The 15,597-nt window shown below is 41.0% G+C and carries 11 protein-coding genes; 7 read left to right on the top strand and 4 right to left on the bottom strand.

All coding sequences use genetic code 11. The features are described 5' to 3' along the window. Positions 1 to 51: 51 nt before the first annotated feature. Positions 52 to 5,535 (top strand): CHAT domain-containing protein, encoded by a 5,484-nt coding sequence (locus PL8927_RS25510; protein ID WP_083626494.1) that lies wholly within the window; start codon positions 52 to 54, stop codon positions 5,533 to 5,535. A gap of 158 nt (positions 5,536 to 5,693) precedes the next feature. Here the strand turns inward: PL8927_RS25510 and PL8927_RS25505 are convergent, their stop codons facing one another. The 4 genes from PL8927_RS25505 to PL8927_RS25490 form a co-directional block, all read right to left on the bottom strand. Further along, the gene (locus PL8927_RS25505; protein WP_083626492.1) at positions 5,694 to 6,029 is read right to left on the bottom strand and encodes a translation initiation factor; all 336 of its coding nucleotides are present in this window, start codon (positions 6,027 to 6,029) and stop codon (positions 5,694 to 5,696) included. 63 nt (positions 6,030 to 6,092) lie between these two features. Beyond that, on the bottom strand, positions 6,093 to 6,587 hold the full coding sequence (locus PL8927_RS25500; protein ID WP_083626490.1) for a hypothetical protein: 495 nt from the start codon (positions 6,585 to 6,587) through the stop codon (positions 6,093 to 6,095). Between the two features lie 256 nt (positions 6,588 to 6,843). Next, positions 6,844 to 7,704, bottom strand: coding sequence for an SDR family oxidoreductase (locus PL8927_RS25495; protein ID WP_083626487.1), 861 nt, complete (start codon positions 7,702 to 7,704; stop codon positions 6,844 to 6,846). Positions 7,705 to 8,092: 388 nt separating this feature from the next. Further along, positions 8,093 to 9,055, bottom strand: coding sequence for an aldo/keto reductase (locus PL8927_RS25490; protein WP_083626484.1), 963 nt, complete (start codon positions 9,053 to 9,055; stop codon positions 8,093 to 8,095). 201 nt (positions 9,056 to 9,256) lie between these two features. On the opposite strand from PL8927_RS25490, the gene PL8927_RS25485 reads away from it, so the two are divergent. The 6 genes from PL8927_RS25485 (at position 9,257) to PL8927_RS25460 (ending at position 15,570) form a co-directional block, all read left to right on the top strand. After that, on the top strand, positions 9,257 to 10,708 hold the full coding sequence (locus PL8927_RS25485) for a serine/threonine protein kinase (protein ID WP_083626482.1): 1,452 nt from the start codon (positions 9,257 to 9,259) through the stop codon (positions 10,706 to 10,708). Between the two features lie 42 nt (positions 10,709 to 10,750). Then, positions 10,751 to 11,095 (top strand): BON domain-containing protein, encoded by a 345-nt coding sequence (locus PL8927_RS25480; protein ID WP_083626479.1) that lies wholly within the window; start codon positions 10,751 to 10,753, stop codon positions 11,093 to 11,095. A gap of 366 nt (positions 11,096 to 11,461) precedes the next feature. Next, a complete protein-coding gene (locus PL8927_RS25475) occupies positions 11,462 to 11,827 on the top strand; it encodes a DUF4278 domain-containing protein (protein WP_231506139.1) in 366 nt (121 codons plus the stop codon). Positions 11,828 to 11,945: 118 nt separating this feature from the next. After that, positions 11,946 to 14,291, top strand: coding sequence for a TolC family protein (locus PL8927_RS25470; RefSeq protein ID WP_083626474.1), 2,346 nt, complete (start codon positions 11,946 to 11,948; stop codon positions 14,289 to 14,291). A 128-nt stretch (positions 14,292 to 14,419) separates the two neighbouring features. Continuing rightward, on the top strand, positions 14,420 to 14,728 hold the full coding sequence (locus tag PL8927_RS25465; RefSeq protein ID WP_083626471.1) for a 2Fe-2S iron-sulfur cluster-binding protein: 309 nt from the start codon (positions 14,420 to 14,422) through the stop codon (positions 14,726 to 14,728). 194 nt (positions 14,729 to 14,922) lie between these two features. Beyond that, positions 14,923 to 15,570 carry a hypothetical protein gene (locus tag PL8927_RS25460; RefSeq protein ID WP_083626468.1) on the top strand — a complete coding sequence of 216 codons (648 nt, stop codon included), beginning with the start codon at positions 14,923 to 14,925 and terminating at the stop codon, positions 15,568 to 15,570. Positions 15,571 to 15,597: the final 27 nt, after the last annotated feature.

Below are 15,597 nucleotides of genomic sequence, written 5' to 3'. Positions count from 1 at the left end.
ATAAGTAATAGACCGCCTTTCAGTAATTGTTCGTTAAAGGCATAGACCCTTATGCAGCCTGGACGTTTTTTAAAGTTAGTTTTAATCTCCCTTCCCTTAACTGGATTTTGGACGGTTGGGATCAATGGGTGTGGGGAATTTGCTATGGGTAATCTCAAGGTTAATCTTCCCCTAAACCGAGCTTTAGCACAATCGATTATTCCTGAACCTAATAGTACAAATACCCTGACTAATTCTGTAGGAAATCGGGTAGATATTACCGGGGGTCAACGCTCAGGAGATGGGGGTAATTTATTTCATAGTTTTACTCAATTTAATGTTCCATCGGGTCAGGTTGCCAATTTTGTTTCTAACCCTTCAATTCAAAATATTCTCAGCCGGGTTGTTGGGGGACAACCTTCATTAATTGAAGGGTTAATTCAAGTCACCGGAGGTAACTCTAACCTCTTTATTTTAAACCCCGCCGGAATAGTTTTTGGATCGGGAGCGCGTTTAGATGTTCCTGCGGCTTTTACCGCTACAACAGCTTCAGGAATTGGATTTAATTCTGGTTTTTTTAATGCCTTAGATGCTAATAATTATAACACCCTTTCCGGTGAACCGAATGCCTTTCTTTTCTCTAATTCCAATCCGGGTAATATTATTAATTCGGGAGAACTTACTGTTTCCTCTGGACAAACTTTAACCTTAGTCGGAGGAAATGTGATTAATACCGGAACTTTGAACGCACCGGGAGGACAAATCACCATTGCAGCCATAGAAGGAAATAACTTAGTTAGAATTAGTCAAGATGGCTATTTACTGAATTTAGAAATTCAAGCCGTTACTCCGATTTCTGGAGATGAGCAAGCGGTGATTAATCCTCTAAATTTACCCGAATTATTAACCGGAGCAGGAGAGGATACCCAAGCTTCTATTGTTAATATTTTACCCGATGGAACGGTACAACTCGCCGCTTCTAGTCCCCAATTACCTCCTGAAGGAGGAATGGCTTTAATTTCCGGGTTTTTGAATACCAGAAACACCCGTTTTAACCCCTCATCCTCAACGCTTCCTCAAGTCAATATTATTGGAAATGATATTCAGTTATCTAATGTAGAAATTGATGCTTCGGCGGCGAATGGAGGCGGGACAGTTAGAATTGGCAGTGACTATCAAGGTAATGGTTCTTTTCCCACGGCTTCCCGCACATTTGTTAATGATCAATCTAGCATTTTTGCTGATGCTTTAACCGATGGAAATGGGGGACGGGTGATTATTGGTTCAAATGATTTTACCCAGTTTTTTGGAAGTATTAGTACCCAAGGATCTGCTAACCCGGAAACGAGCCAAGGATTAGGAGGATTTGCGGCTATTTTTAGTCAAAATAATCTTAATATAGCCGGAAATATTAACCTAAAAGGAAGTGATGGAACACCGGGAAATTTAGTCATTAATGCACCCGAAATTAATATTGGAAATCAGGATCAAACCGATGAAAATATTACCCTATCTGACCAAACCCTAGAAAATTTTGCCACCACAGCCAATGTGATTATTGAAGCTCAAAATAATATTATTATTGCAGATTTAACCGATAATGAATTAAGGTTTCCAGCCACAACAGGAACCTTAACTTTTACCGCCGATGTCGATGAATCTGGGAGTGGTGGATTTACCATGAATTCGGGGGATACTCTCCGCACTTCCGGTGCTGCTATTGTGATTACAGGCGTTAATTTAGTTACCGGAGATATCATCACTCAGGGCGGAAATTTAGACCTAACTACAACGAATAGTGGTGGAATTCGTACCGAAAATTTATCCACCTCTAACTTAGAAAATGGTGGGAATTTAACCCTGAGCAGTGATCGAGATATTGTTACTAATACGATTTCCACTTTTTCTAATCGAAATGGAAGCGGGGGGACGGTCAATTTAAGGGCATTAAACCGAATTCAAACCAATAATATTAATACCTCTGGTCGTGTTCAAGCCGGAGATATTACCCTCAGTAGTTTACAAGGTGATATTATTTTAGAGGGAGATTCCTATAGTATTGATGCTACTTCTAGTCAAGGTTCAGGAGGAAATGTTTTAGTTAATACTTCTCGAACTTTGACCACAAATTTAATTGATGCTAGAGGTGAAAAAACTGGAGGAAATATTATTCTAAATGCGGAGTTAGCTGTTGAAATTCAAGGACTGCGTACCGGAACTTTTACAGGTTTAGAAAATGCTACTGGAAATATTGAAATTACCAGTGATGAAATTAATTTTATAGGCGGTCAAGATTCTATTCAAGGTCAAGGTCAAATTTTGTTACAACCTGCAACGGTGGCTCAAGATATTGAAATTGCAGGTCAAAATAATAATTCTGAACTCAGCTTAAATTTAACCTCCAGTGATTTAAACAGTTTAGAAAATGGGTTTACGCAAATTATTATCGGGGGAAATCAAGGAAATGGTACAATCTTTATTGCGGGAAATATTTCCTTTAAAGATCCCGTTGTGATTCAATCTCCTCAAGGAATAATTGCTAGTGGAACTACGTTAAGAGAACAGTTTTATACGCTTACAGGGTTAGATGATGCCAGTTTAAAACTATTGGCATCAGAAAATATTACCTTGGGAACTCTAGTTACAAATGGGCAAAATATTTCAATTACCAGTCAATCTGGAACCGTTTCTACCCAACAATTATCAACAGGAAATTCTGCTCCCGCTACAATTCAGTTAACAGGAACAGAAATTAATTTATTAGGAGGATTAAATTCGGTTCAGGGTTTAGGAACACTGATTTTACAACCGAGTCTTAGCACACAAGCCATGACTTTAGGAGGGTCAGAAAATTCCTCTACCTTCGATATTAGTAGCCGAGATTTAGAAACCTTTGCCGATGGATTTAGTCAGATTAAAATCGGTCGTGGAGATAGTACGAGTACCTTAACTTTAGAAGGAGATTCTAAAGTTAATGATCCCACTAATTTACAAGCACAATCTATTTTAGGAACAGGTCATCTCGCCGGAGTTGATAATGCGTCTCTTAGCTTAATAGCTGGCGGAGATATTATCATTAACAATATTAGCACCGAAGGAGGAACCATTCAACTCACCAGTTCCCAAGGACAAATTCGGACTGGAGCGTTACAATTATTGTCAGAAAATTCGGGAATTGGCGATATTAATATTTCAGCATCAGGAAATATTGAAACGGGAGAAATTCGGTCTACAACTCAAGCAAATAACACTGGAAATAGTGGCATTTCTCTGAATGGTCAAGATGTTAATTTAATCAGTCGTAACGGGTCGATTAGAGTTAATGGTCAGATTTTGAGTTCATCCTTGGAAGGTGATCCGATAGCTATAGAATTGTTTGCACCTGGAAATATTATAACCGGAGATGTTACCTCTGATCGAGGAATTAACCTCACCAGTTCTCAAGGTCAAATTGTTACGGGAAATCTCCAAACTTTGCAAGGACTCGAAAAAAATCAAGGGATTACGTTAACCGGATATACAGGAATTCAAACGAATAATATTAATACATCAATTCCCTCTGGAATCAGTAGTAATATTACTCTTAATAGTGCAACAGGAAGGGTACAATCAGGAGACTTAAATACAGTCGGAACTACCGGAGGAGGGAATATTATAGTAGTTTCAGGAAATCGGATTAATACCGGACAAATTGATGCTAGTTCTCCCGAAGGAAGGAGTGGAAATATTGGGTTAAATGCTTCCCAAGATATTGATGTGGTTTCTATTCGAGGGGAAGGAAAAACCCAAGGAGGGGAGATAGGAATTGCAACTCATGGCTTATTTAGAGTAACAGGAATTTTTAATAGCCGCAATCAAATGAACGCCAGTATTTCTAGTGTTGGAGGAGAAGAAGGCGGCTCTATTGTGATTCAACAAGGTGGCGATTATTGTAGCACTTCTGAATGTAGTAATATTCCCTTTACCGTTGGAAATGCCACTTTAAATGGGACGGCTGGAGCGATTACTGATGGTAATTTAGTTACAATTTTACCTGCTACTAATTCTACTGGAACAACCGGATCAACGCAAGCAGTTGTCAATCAAATTAATTCTGAATTACAAGGTAATAATCAAGAGAGTCAAACCTCATCTGTAAGCCCTCAAACTGATGGAAGTACAACCCCCATTTTGAGTAATTCAGCGTCGGATTCTTCCTTAAATTCCACCTCGGAGACATCATCTGATTCAACTTCTACAGACCCAAATCAACCCCTAGAAACCTCAGAAAACCCAATTATTCCTTTAAATACCCCCACTATTCCCACGGATCAAATTAGTTCAGGTTCCGTGATAGCTTCTTTAGCTCAAATTGATACCTTTCGAGGAATTGAATTTTCTAATTATTTAGGTTCAAACTTAAAAAATCCTCCCCTTACGGATCAAAGTATTCGTAAAACTTTAAATGAAATTTATAAATTAACTGCATCTAAATCTGCAATTGTCTATGTATCGGCTCAATCTAATCAATTAGAATTAAGGTTAATTTTACCCGAAGGACAACCCCTATTTAAAAGTATTCCAGTTCCGAGAGAAACAGTATTAAAAACCGCTAGAACCTTTTCTAATCAAATTCGTTCCCCTGAAAATTTAGAGGATACCCGCTATAAAGAGAATGGTAAACAATTATATGAATGGTTAATTGCTCCTCTGGAAAGCCAATTAGAAGCACAAGGAATTAATACCCTAGTCTTTTCAATGGATACGGGATTAAGAACCCTACCATTAGCCGCCTTATATAATGGTAAACAGTTTCTTGTAGAACGTTATAGTTTAGGACTGATTCCCAGTTTGAGTTTAACCGATACTCGCTATGTTAATATTAAAAACTCTAAAGTCTTAGCGATGGGAGCTTCTATTTTTCCCAACTCTGACCAACAACCTCTCCCGGCGGTTCCGATGGAATTGGACTTAATTGTTCATCAAAATATTTGGCAAGGACTCTCCTTTTTAAATGATAAATTTACCATTGATAATCTTACCTCTCAACGCAATCAACATCAATTTTCGATTGTTCATTTAGCAACACACGGAGAATTTCAAACCGGAGGGTCTGACCAATCTTATATTCAATTTTGGGATCAAAAATTACGGTTAAATGAACTCAGAAAGTTAAAATTACATCAACCTCCCGTTGAATTATTAGTTTTGAGTGCTTGTACAACGGCTGTGGGGGATGAAAAAGCGGAATTAGGGTTTGCGGGGTTTGCAGTTCAAGCGGGTGTTAAATCAGCCTTAGCGAGCTTATGGTATGTGAGTGATGCGGGAACATTAGGGTTAATGAATACCTTTTATGACGCCTTATCAACGAGTCCCATTAAAGCAGAAGCTCTGCGACAATCTCAACTAGCAATGTTACAGGGAAAAGTCCGTTTACAACAGGGTTATTTAATCGATGAAACCGGAACAAAAACGGCTAAAATTCCCCTTCCTCCAGAAATTGCATCCCGTGGAAATGTTAATTTATCTCATCCTTTTTATTGGGCGGGTTTTACTTTAATTGGGAGTCCTTGGTAACATTATTCTTCGGGTNGAGCAATTAATATTACTAAATACCATTTCTGATTTAAGAGTAACAAAAATTCTCCCCTCTCCATGCGGTCGAGGGGCTGGGGGAGAGGTCTCAGAAGAATCTGTCTCCAGAATCAAACAGCCCTAGCTCTGATAAACCACCCCTAAGCCCAACGATTTTCCTCATCGGCGGGATCTCCGTAGGGATCTTCACTCGCAGGACGGACATTGCCAAATTGTCCCTGATCAGCCGGATCACCATAAGGATCTTCACTAGCGGGACGAACATTACCAAATTGTCCAAATTGTCCCTGATCAGCCGGATCACCGTAGGGATCTTCGCTGGCGGGGCGAACATTACCAAATTGTCCCTGATCAGCCGGATCTCCATAAGGATCTTCACTGGCGGGATGGACTTGCCGATTCTCATTATCATTATACTGTCTCTGATTTTGATTTAAAAAAGAGTCAGCTATTCTTCTTAAAAAACCTTCTACCATGATTTTGTTCCTTTTTCTATTAATTGAATTGGCGATAAAATTGTCAATGAAGCGATCGCTTTTTTAACGCGCCGGGGCAGGATTTTGAACAACATCATTGAGATCTAAACCTGAAGATCTGCCGTTATATCCTTGAAAATCTTGATAAGGACGGGCTTCTTCCTCTGGAACCTGAATCCCTTCAGGCGGAGGAGTTACCCAATGGGCGCGACCTTCTGCATCTCGATAATAAACACGACCATTTTTAGATAAATAATGTTTACCTTGAGGCCCTTGTTCGGTTCGATTTTTATGCTGGTTATAGATATAGTAAAGAGCCGCCGCCCCAGCTAAAATTGCCACTTTCTGACCATTGGATATTCCCGGTCTGGCTTGAGGTTGTCGAGAAGGTGGAGGCGCAACCGTTCCCCCTCGCGTATCGTCCACCGGAGGCGGAGGACTATTATAACTTTGAGGACTACCACAAGAATTTAAAAAGGGAATTGTCAGCAACCCAGACATTAATAACGCCATCGGTTGTGAAAATTTATGACGTTTGGGGGGGGATAGTGTTGGCATTGCGCCTCCTATTTTTCAGACGAAACAGGATAAATGAGGAAAACAGTTTTTTAAACTTTACTGTTCTCTAATTTTGGATTAATAGATTAAATTAAACATCTCACTAGGGAAATATAAATCAAAAAAGAGGGAGCCATTCGGACTATATAATTATGATGAGATTTTATTTAATTTATCAAGCCTAAATTATCTAAATTGTAGGGTGAGCTTTGCCCACCTTACAACTTTTTAGAACAGATTTAAAACTAATAAATTCTTATCCATTCACAACTTCACCCCCGTTGGGATGTAACACCTGTCCGGTCATATAGGAAGCATCTTTTGAGGCTAAAAACACATAACAAGGAGCCACTTCCGCAGGTTGACCCACCCGTTGCATGGGGACTTGTTGACCGAAGGTTGCGACTTTATCTTCAGGGAAAGTAGCCGGAATTAAAGGAGTCCAAATCGGGCCGGGAGCAACAGCATTCACCCGAATATTTTTCTCAACTAAATTCTGAGAAAGAGCGCGAGTAAAGGCAACAATTGCCCCTTTTGTTGAAGAATAATCTACTAAAGTTGGATTACCTTGATAAGCCGTTACAGAGGTCGTATTGATAATAACGCTACCCGGATGCAGGTGATTAATGGCAGCTTTGGAGAGATAGAACATCGAAAAAATATTTGTGCGGAAGGTGCGTTCTAACTGTTCTGCACTAATATCTTGGAAGTTTTCTTGAGGATGTTGTTCAGCAGCATTATTGACTAAAATATCGAGATGTCCGAACTCTTCTGCGGTTTGTTTGACGGCTTCCCGACAGAAATCTTCATCCCCAATATCACCCGGAATTAATAAACAACGGCGACCTTCTTTTTCAACCAGTTTCTTTGTTTCTTCTGCGTCTTCCGTTTCATTCAAATAAATAATGGCAACATCAGCACCTTCTTTAGCGTAGAGAACGGCAACAGAACGACCAATTCCGCTATCGCCACCCGTAATTAAAGCGGCTTTATCTTTGAGTTTATTACTGCCTTGATAGTCAGGATCAACAACCATAGGAGCAGGATTCATTTCCTGTTGATGCCCAGGTTGTTGATTTTGATGTTGGGGGGGTCTTTCTTGTTGTTGAGTTGGCATAAACGTATTGTTTAAAGATGAGGTTTACAAAACAATTTGGCAATTGCTTTCTCTGTTAAAAACAGTAAAATCTTTAATAATTTTCTTCCTCTGTCTCAAGTTATAAATCAATAAATTGTATAAATCTAACGGTTTGAAGTATAAACTGATCAAATATAAATAAAATTATATAATATGAAATCTGTAAATGTTTTCTACACATTCCCCCTGTAGAGACGTTGCATACAACGTCTCTACAGGGGGAATCATCCGTAGCGTTTATAATTAGATTTCATATTACAAGATCGGCTGAAAAATAGGAAAGAAAAAGCTATCTATAGATTCAGCCAAGAAACACCAACTTAATCAATAGATAGCTTCGTTAAAATTGTTAAATTTATCTCACCTTCTAAAAATCCCACATCACAGGACTATCATCTAAATGATCCGTAACAGTGCGTCCAATTTTGTCAATTTCTGCTAAATCTTCGGATGTAAGATTAATATCAGCAGCTTGACTATTTTGTTGGGCTTGTTTAACATTTCTAAAACCAACAATAGCGTGAGTTTGGGGTTGAGAAATTAACCAAGCGATCGCTAATTGTCCTAAACTACATTGATAACGTTCTGCAATGGGTCGTAATTGATCTAAAGCATTTTGCACCCGTTGATAATGATCTTTATTGGCAAAAAGTTTATTTTTAGACCGATGATCTCCTTCTGAAAATTGATGATTCGGGCCGAATTTTCCGGTTAATAATCCTTGAGCTAAGGGAGAATACGCTAAAATAGAAATCTTCTGTTCAAGACAATAAGGCATAGCATCTTGTTCAACTTGTCGCCAAAATAAAGAATAGGGCGGTTGTAAACTTTCGATTCGTCCATATTGTGCAGCTTCTTCTAACTGAGAACGGGAAAAATTAGAAACACCAATAGCCCGAATTTTGCCTTGTTTTTTTAAGTCGTTTAAAGCCCCCATTGTTTCTGCAATCGGAACAATTTCGGAATTCATAAATCCTGACGGCCAATGAATTTGATATAAATCAATATAATCAGTGTTGAGATTTTTCAAAGACCGTTCACAAGCTGCAATCACTTGATCATATTTCAAATGATTAGCAAAAACTTTACTCGCATAAACCACTTGATCTCGGACATCAGATAAGGCTTCAGCTACGATTTGTTCAGAGTGTCCTTCCCCATAAACTTCTGCGGTATCAACGGTTGTAATACCCGCATCAAAGGCAGCACGAATGGCTTTAATTGTTTCTGCATCTTCAATTCCTACCCACATTCGTTTTCCCGCTTGCCAAGTTCCGATCAAAATCGGAGTAATTAAGATATCAGATTGACCTAGAGTTCGTTTTTCCATATCAGGTTAACTTTTCGTTACAGATTTGTTGATTTTATCGCTCNAAAACGTAGCCGTTAGGCTTAGGCTGGTCAGCTATCTAAAGTTGGAGGCATGAAGCCCCGTCTCTTCAGAGCGGGGTGCTGACTTACTGATCTAAACAATAAGGAACATTTTTTAGCTACAATATCATATCAGCCTTTATTTTATATTTTGGGGATCATGCTGACTGCGGGAACCCTTCTGAACCGTCGGTTTCGACTGAAACGCCAACTGAATGAAAATCCCATTCGCCAAACTTGGTTAGCGGATGATTTAATCCTGAAGGATAAGGCCGTTGTCAAATTGTTGGCGTTAGGAGGTTCAATGCAATGGGAAGATTTAAAATTATTAGAACGGGAAGCCCAAATTTTAAAACAATTAAATCATCCTCACTTAGTCAAATATCGAGATTATTTTTCCCTTGATGATCAGAATGTCTGGTTTGCCTTAATCACCGAATATATTCCCGGCCATTCCTTAAAACAGAAGTTAGAAAATCATCATCGCTTTACCCAACAACAACTCTACTGGATAGCCTTTGAAATCTTAGAAATTCTCAATTATTTACATCAACTTCATCCGCCTGTTTTGCACCGGGATATTAAACCCAGTAATTTAATTTGGGGTGAAGATCATCATATTTATTTAATTGATTTAGGTGCTGTTCAAATTCAACCCAGAACCCCAGGATCGACTTTTACCGTTGTGGGAACCTTTGGTTATACTCCCATTGAACAATTTGGGGGTTTAGCGGTTCCGGCTTCCGATTTATATGCGTTGGGAGCTACATTAATTCATCTATTAACAGCCATTCCTCCGGCGGAATTACCTCAAGAAAAGTTTAAGATGAAGTTTAACGCAGATACCCTAGATCCAGCGTTTAAAAATTGGTTAGAAACCTTAATAGAACCTGCGATAGAGTCTCGTTTTTCTACGGCTCAAGTCGCCTTATATGCTTTGAATTATCAACCTAAATTACCTTCAAAAACTACCTCTGAACCTTCTATCCAGTTATCTCAATCTCCTAACCAATTAAAAGTTAATATTCCTTCTCGCTTTTCCTTACAATATATTTCCCCAGTGCAGAAGATTTTAGTCAATCCGATCACGGGAATTAAAAAAGGGTTGCAAATTCTGCCTGGATCAAGGACAATTAAAACCTTAGGATTAGGTGCGATCGCTGTTTTAATCGCTTACAAACTTTATTCTGTTTTAGAATCATCCAGCTTTCAACAACTTGATTTAGGGTTGATTATTTTATTTTATTTAACTTTATTGGGAATTCCGGCTAGTATAATTTTGCTAATTTATAAAGCGTTTGTTGATTATAAACCCTTTGAAAAAGTCCAACTCAATTTTAATAATCAAACTTTTGAAATTTTTTGGTCTTCTTATTTTCCTTTCCGAAAATCCGGGGATATTTCTCAAATTCAACAAATTAATTTAATTAGAACAACCGATAATCAAGGTAATTTTTATCCGAGTTTAGAAATCGTTACCCAAGAACCCAATATCTTCTTTTTATCTCGGCGCAAAACCTATCGTTTTGGACATCAATTACCCGAAGAAGAATTAAAATGGTTAAAACAAGAATTGCAAAAATGGCTTGCTTCTCAAACGAATCTCTACTAGACTAAAGCCGTCTTTATTAATTAATTCAGGATATTTGATTTTATGGCATGGTTTGAGCGTATTTTTGGCGCCCTCACAGGTGATACTCCCAGTAAACCTTCTAATGATGTTGTACAACAAGCGGCGGCTAATACTTCCCTTCCCCCAGAACGAATTGGAATTGCGGGAGAATATGACGAAAGTGGTTTAGCCAAACGGGTCGCCTTAGCCTTTGATGAAGATCCAGAACTGGATGATATTGGTTCTTTATGGGTGGCTCAAAAAGGCGGAACTGTTGTTCTCAAAGGAAAAGTCCCCAGTCAAGGTTTTCTGGATAAAGCTGTCAACATCGCCCAATTCCAACCGGGAACTGCCGAGGTCGATACTTCTCAAGTCAGTATTGAATAGTGGGGTTGGCTATTATAGCGCTACGCGCAAGGGAACCGGGAACAGGGAACAGGGAACAGGGAACAGTAAGAAGTGAAGGGTTTCAGGATTTAGAAATGTCCTAACTGTAATGCGTAGCACTATAACAGTCAACAGTTAACAGTCAACAGTCAACAGTCAACAGTCAACAGTCAACAGAAAAAGTATAAATTTTTGTTAAGTTTGCTGATCTGACCTAAAAAAATGTAACAATGAATACAGAAATAAAAAAATCGTTTAGAATTTGTCTTTGAGACAGCCTCTTTAAAGCGAAGGTCAGGAGAAATAGATATGAAACTCAACTATCGTGGCAATCAGTATGAAGCCTCTTTTCCTGCTGTTGATCAGGTGGAAAGCGAACTCACAGGTAAATATCGGGGTCAAAGCGTACAGTTTCGCTATCCTCGCCATGTTCCTGTGCCTCAAACCTATCCCCTAAAGTATCGGGGTGTTTGCTACAGCAATGCAGAACCAAAACCGTCGCTCAACGAAGTCTCCCCTTTCACCCCGACCGCAATGCAACCTGTAGAGACACGGCAGGCTGTGACCGTGCGGGTGGCTACTTTTGAGCAAGTTCTGGACGAGAATCTAGCACAAGTTCATACGGATCATTTATGCCGTTTATTGGAACGCCGCCGTCAAGCCGCCGCCGCCCGGGGCGACCTGAATTTGTTGCGCTTGCTAGATTTAGAAGCAAAACAAATTGCCTGCTAAGAGAATCCTGTTCCCTGTTAAGCTGTTCCCTGTTCCCTGCTATAGCATCAAAAAACTTAGGAATATTGCTCGCTTGCTCTAAAATTGTTTCTGGACTTGTAGACAGAAAAGAAGCCTTATGTCCGTTCTTCGTAATTTGATGGCTGTGGGAGTGAGTGGAGCAATTACGTTAATCAATGTGGGGCCAGGAACGGCCGTTCCTTCCCCCATTGAATCGCCAGATAATTCGCCCAACTCGAATGCAACTCAACCGCAAGGGTTTAAACAAAATCCAACAAAATCTCAGCATCCGGCGACGGCTGTTGTAGAACCGAGTGTTGAATCCTTATCCCCTACGGTGACTCATCCCTCAGAGGAAACTTCTGATGCTGGCCAAGAAGCAACCCCTCAAAAGGGACAACAGATTTCTACCTCTAAATCTGAACTCCCCCATCAGGAGTCAGTGCCAAGCTTTTCCCCATCGATGGAATCAGGTGATTCTGCTCAGGAGCCTTTACCTTCGTCCATCCTCACCTCAACATTTAAACAAAATCCTAAAAAATCTCAACCTTTAGTTTCAACGGCTCCTCGTCGTCTGATCGATAACTTCTTAACAAAACCGGAATCCGTTCCTCAACCGTCTCCTTCATCAGAGTCACCCACCTTAGCTTTTAAACAAAATCCTACAAAAACCGATCAAGATTCTCTCTCGACTCCTACAGAACCCACCGTTGTTAATACAACTCCAGAACCACCTTCTGTGCAGCAACAGCGTTCGACGCCAACTTCCGAGACACCAACAACAGCAGCCAATCCTCCTAACTTACCCCATCCCTCAAAGGACAATTCCTTATCCCCAGAGATTAATCCTCCCTTACAGGTTGAAGTAGCCTTACCGAATGCCTCGACCTCAGCAACAACCCTAACCTCACCGTTCACAACTTCCGGGCGGGGTAGCGGAAATTCTCAACCCTCCCTCCTGGCTCAAGTTAGTACACCCGCCTTAGAAGTTCCTGACCTGACACCGCCAACGACTCCCTTTCCGCCTCCCACACCCAACGGAACCTTACAAACCAATCCTCCCTCTATTCTGCTACCCAGTCAGAATCCGCTTTATAAGCCCACCTTACCCGATCAAGTTAATATTGAGGAAACCGTTCCGGTTACTCTCCAACAAGCAGTTGATTTAGCAATTCGCAATAATCAAAATGTCGGCATTGCCCAACTGCAAGTCGAGCAAAACTTAGCCAGTTTACGCGAAAACCAAGCGGATTTATATCCGAGTTTGATCTTTAGTTCTAGTTTTGGTCGGACTGTCTCTGCTCTGCAAGACTTACAAGTCCGGGCGCAAAACCGCGCCCTGCGAGTCCAACGCTTTAATGGTGTCCAAGGTGCTGATCAACAGGAATTTCAGACTCGCTTCGGTACCTATTCCTTTGATAATTCGCTGCAATTGCAGTACGACTTAGGAATTAATGGATTAAGGGGATCAAGAATTCGGGCTTCTGAAAAACAGTTACGGATTTTTGAATTAAGATTAGAAACCACCATAGAAGAAGTTCGATTTGATGTGACTCGTGCCTATTACAATTTGCAAGAAGCCGATGCTGCGGTTGAAATTCAAGCGGCTGCTGTGCGAAACTCCCAAAAGAGTTTAGAGGATGCCGAAGCTTTAGAACGAGCCGGAGTTGGAACCCGTTTTGAAGTGTTGCAAGCTCGCGTTACCCTCGCTAACGCCCAACAGGATTTGACGAATTCACGACGGGATCAACTGCAAAGTCGGCGAGAACTGGCTGCGGTTCTCAATATTGATGAAAATGCGAATTTATTGGCGGGAGATCCAATTGCTTTGGCGGGAGCTTGGGATTTCACCTTAGAAGATACGATTGTTCAGGCTTATCAAAATCGGGCTGAGTTGGAAGAACAGTTAGCTGAACGCGATCGCGCTCAACAGTTACGCCGAGCAGCATTAGCAGCCACTCGTCCTAGTGTCACCCTCGCCGCCAGTTATAATCTTTTGGGACAAATTAACGATAACCCTGATTACAGGGCTGTCCAGGGTTGGGCTGATGGTTATGACGCTCAAGTCCAGTTTTCTTGGAATTTCTTTGATGGCGGTGCAGCCAAAGCCCAAGCCAGACAGCGTGAGTTAGATATTGGCATCGCAGACGAGCGCTTTGATCAATTACTCAATCAAATTCGCTTAGAGGTCGAACGAGCTTACTATGACCTGCAAGCTAACTTTGATAATATTCAAACGGCCAGCTTAGGCGTTGAAGAAGCAACGGAAGCTTTACGTTTAGCTCGTTTACGGTTTCAAGCTGGGGTGGGAACTCAGTTAGAAGTGATTAACCAGGAAACGGACTTAACCCGCGCCCAAAACCGACTCCTGAACGCCATCATCGGTTATAACCGCGCTCTGTCCGCCCTGCAACGAGCCGTCAGTAACCTTCCGGGTAATATTCTGTCGGATTATCCTCGCTAAGTTGGGTGTCGGGTGTCGGATGTTGGGCTTAACAGGCAAGATGTCTGTTCCACACTTCCGATTTGTTAACATTTTGTAATAATTTAGAAGAAACGCTGTGTTAATGAAGCTAGGACATTGCAATTGAAATGGCTAATATCAAATTCGTGAGTGAAAATCAGGAAGTAATCGCGGCGGATGGGGCAAACTTAAGAATCAAAGCCCTGGAAAACCGGATTGACTTATATACGTTCACAGGCAAAATGATGAACTGTGGCGGTTATGGTCAATGTGGCACTTGTATTGTGGAAATTGTAGAAGGTCTGGAGAATGTTTCTCCTCGCACGGAGGCTGAAGAACGCATTCTTAGAAAAAAACCCGATACCTATCGATTAGCCTGTCAAACCGTTGTTAATGGCAATATTACGGTGCAAACAAAACCGAAAAAGGGAAAATAATGTTGACGGTTGACGGTTGACGGTTGACGGTTAACTGTTGACTGTTGACGGTTGACTGTTGACTGTTAACCGACATCCACATCCTTCTGCTCTGGGGTCAAAGTTGATCTCAACAGGAACAATGAAGCGATTCTATCGACTCTTAAGTTATAAAGGGTCAAATCAGATCTTGAAAAAAAAGGATGTTTCTGTGTATGTTCAGTTCTAAATTTTCTCGTTCAGGACTGTCCGTTTTCCTGGCTTTGGGTTTAACAACGGCGGTGGCGACACCCCTTTTGCAAGCAATTCCAGCGACGGCTCAATCGTTCCCGGATACCTTACAACGGGATAGAATTTTAGCGGGAACTATGATTTCAGTAGAATACCCGGAAGCTGAAAAAATCGTTGTTATGCCCAGTGAAACAGTTCCGTTAACGATTACGGTAGCACGGGATGTTGTTACCAGTCAGGGACGGGTTTGGATTCCGGCGGGTGCTGAAATTGTTGGACAATTAAAACCCGCTTCGGGGGGTTCTCAATTTGTCGCTAATGAAGTGATTATTAGTGCTGGGAAACGCTTTCGCTTAGATGCGAATTCGGAAGTGGTGACTCGGACTGAAACCATCCGTAAAGGAGCTTCGGCGCGTTCTATTTTGGGGGGTGCAGCCATTGGGGCGGCGGCGGCGACGGCGATTGGTGCTGTTGTCGGGGATAATGCGATCGCAACGGAAGAAGTGTTAGGCGGCGCTGGACTCGGTGCAATTACCGGAATATTTGTTGGCCGTCGTAAAGTTGATGTTGTGGTTGTTCGTCCGAGTGAAGACCTGAATTTAACTTTACAATCGGATATTCTATTCCGATAAATTGTAGTGAGGCGTTCACGCCTCTGT

The sequence above is a fragment of the Planktothrix serta PCC 8927 genome, from assembly GCF_900010725.2.
GTDB classification, from domain to species: domain Bacteria; phylum Cyanobacteriota; class Cyanobacteriia; order Cyanobacteriales; family Microcoleaceae; genus Planktothrix; species Planktothrix serta.
This window is presented reverse-complemented; position numbering and strand designations above follow the sequence as displayed.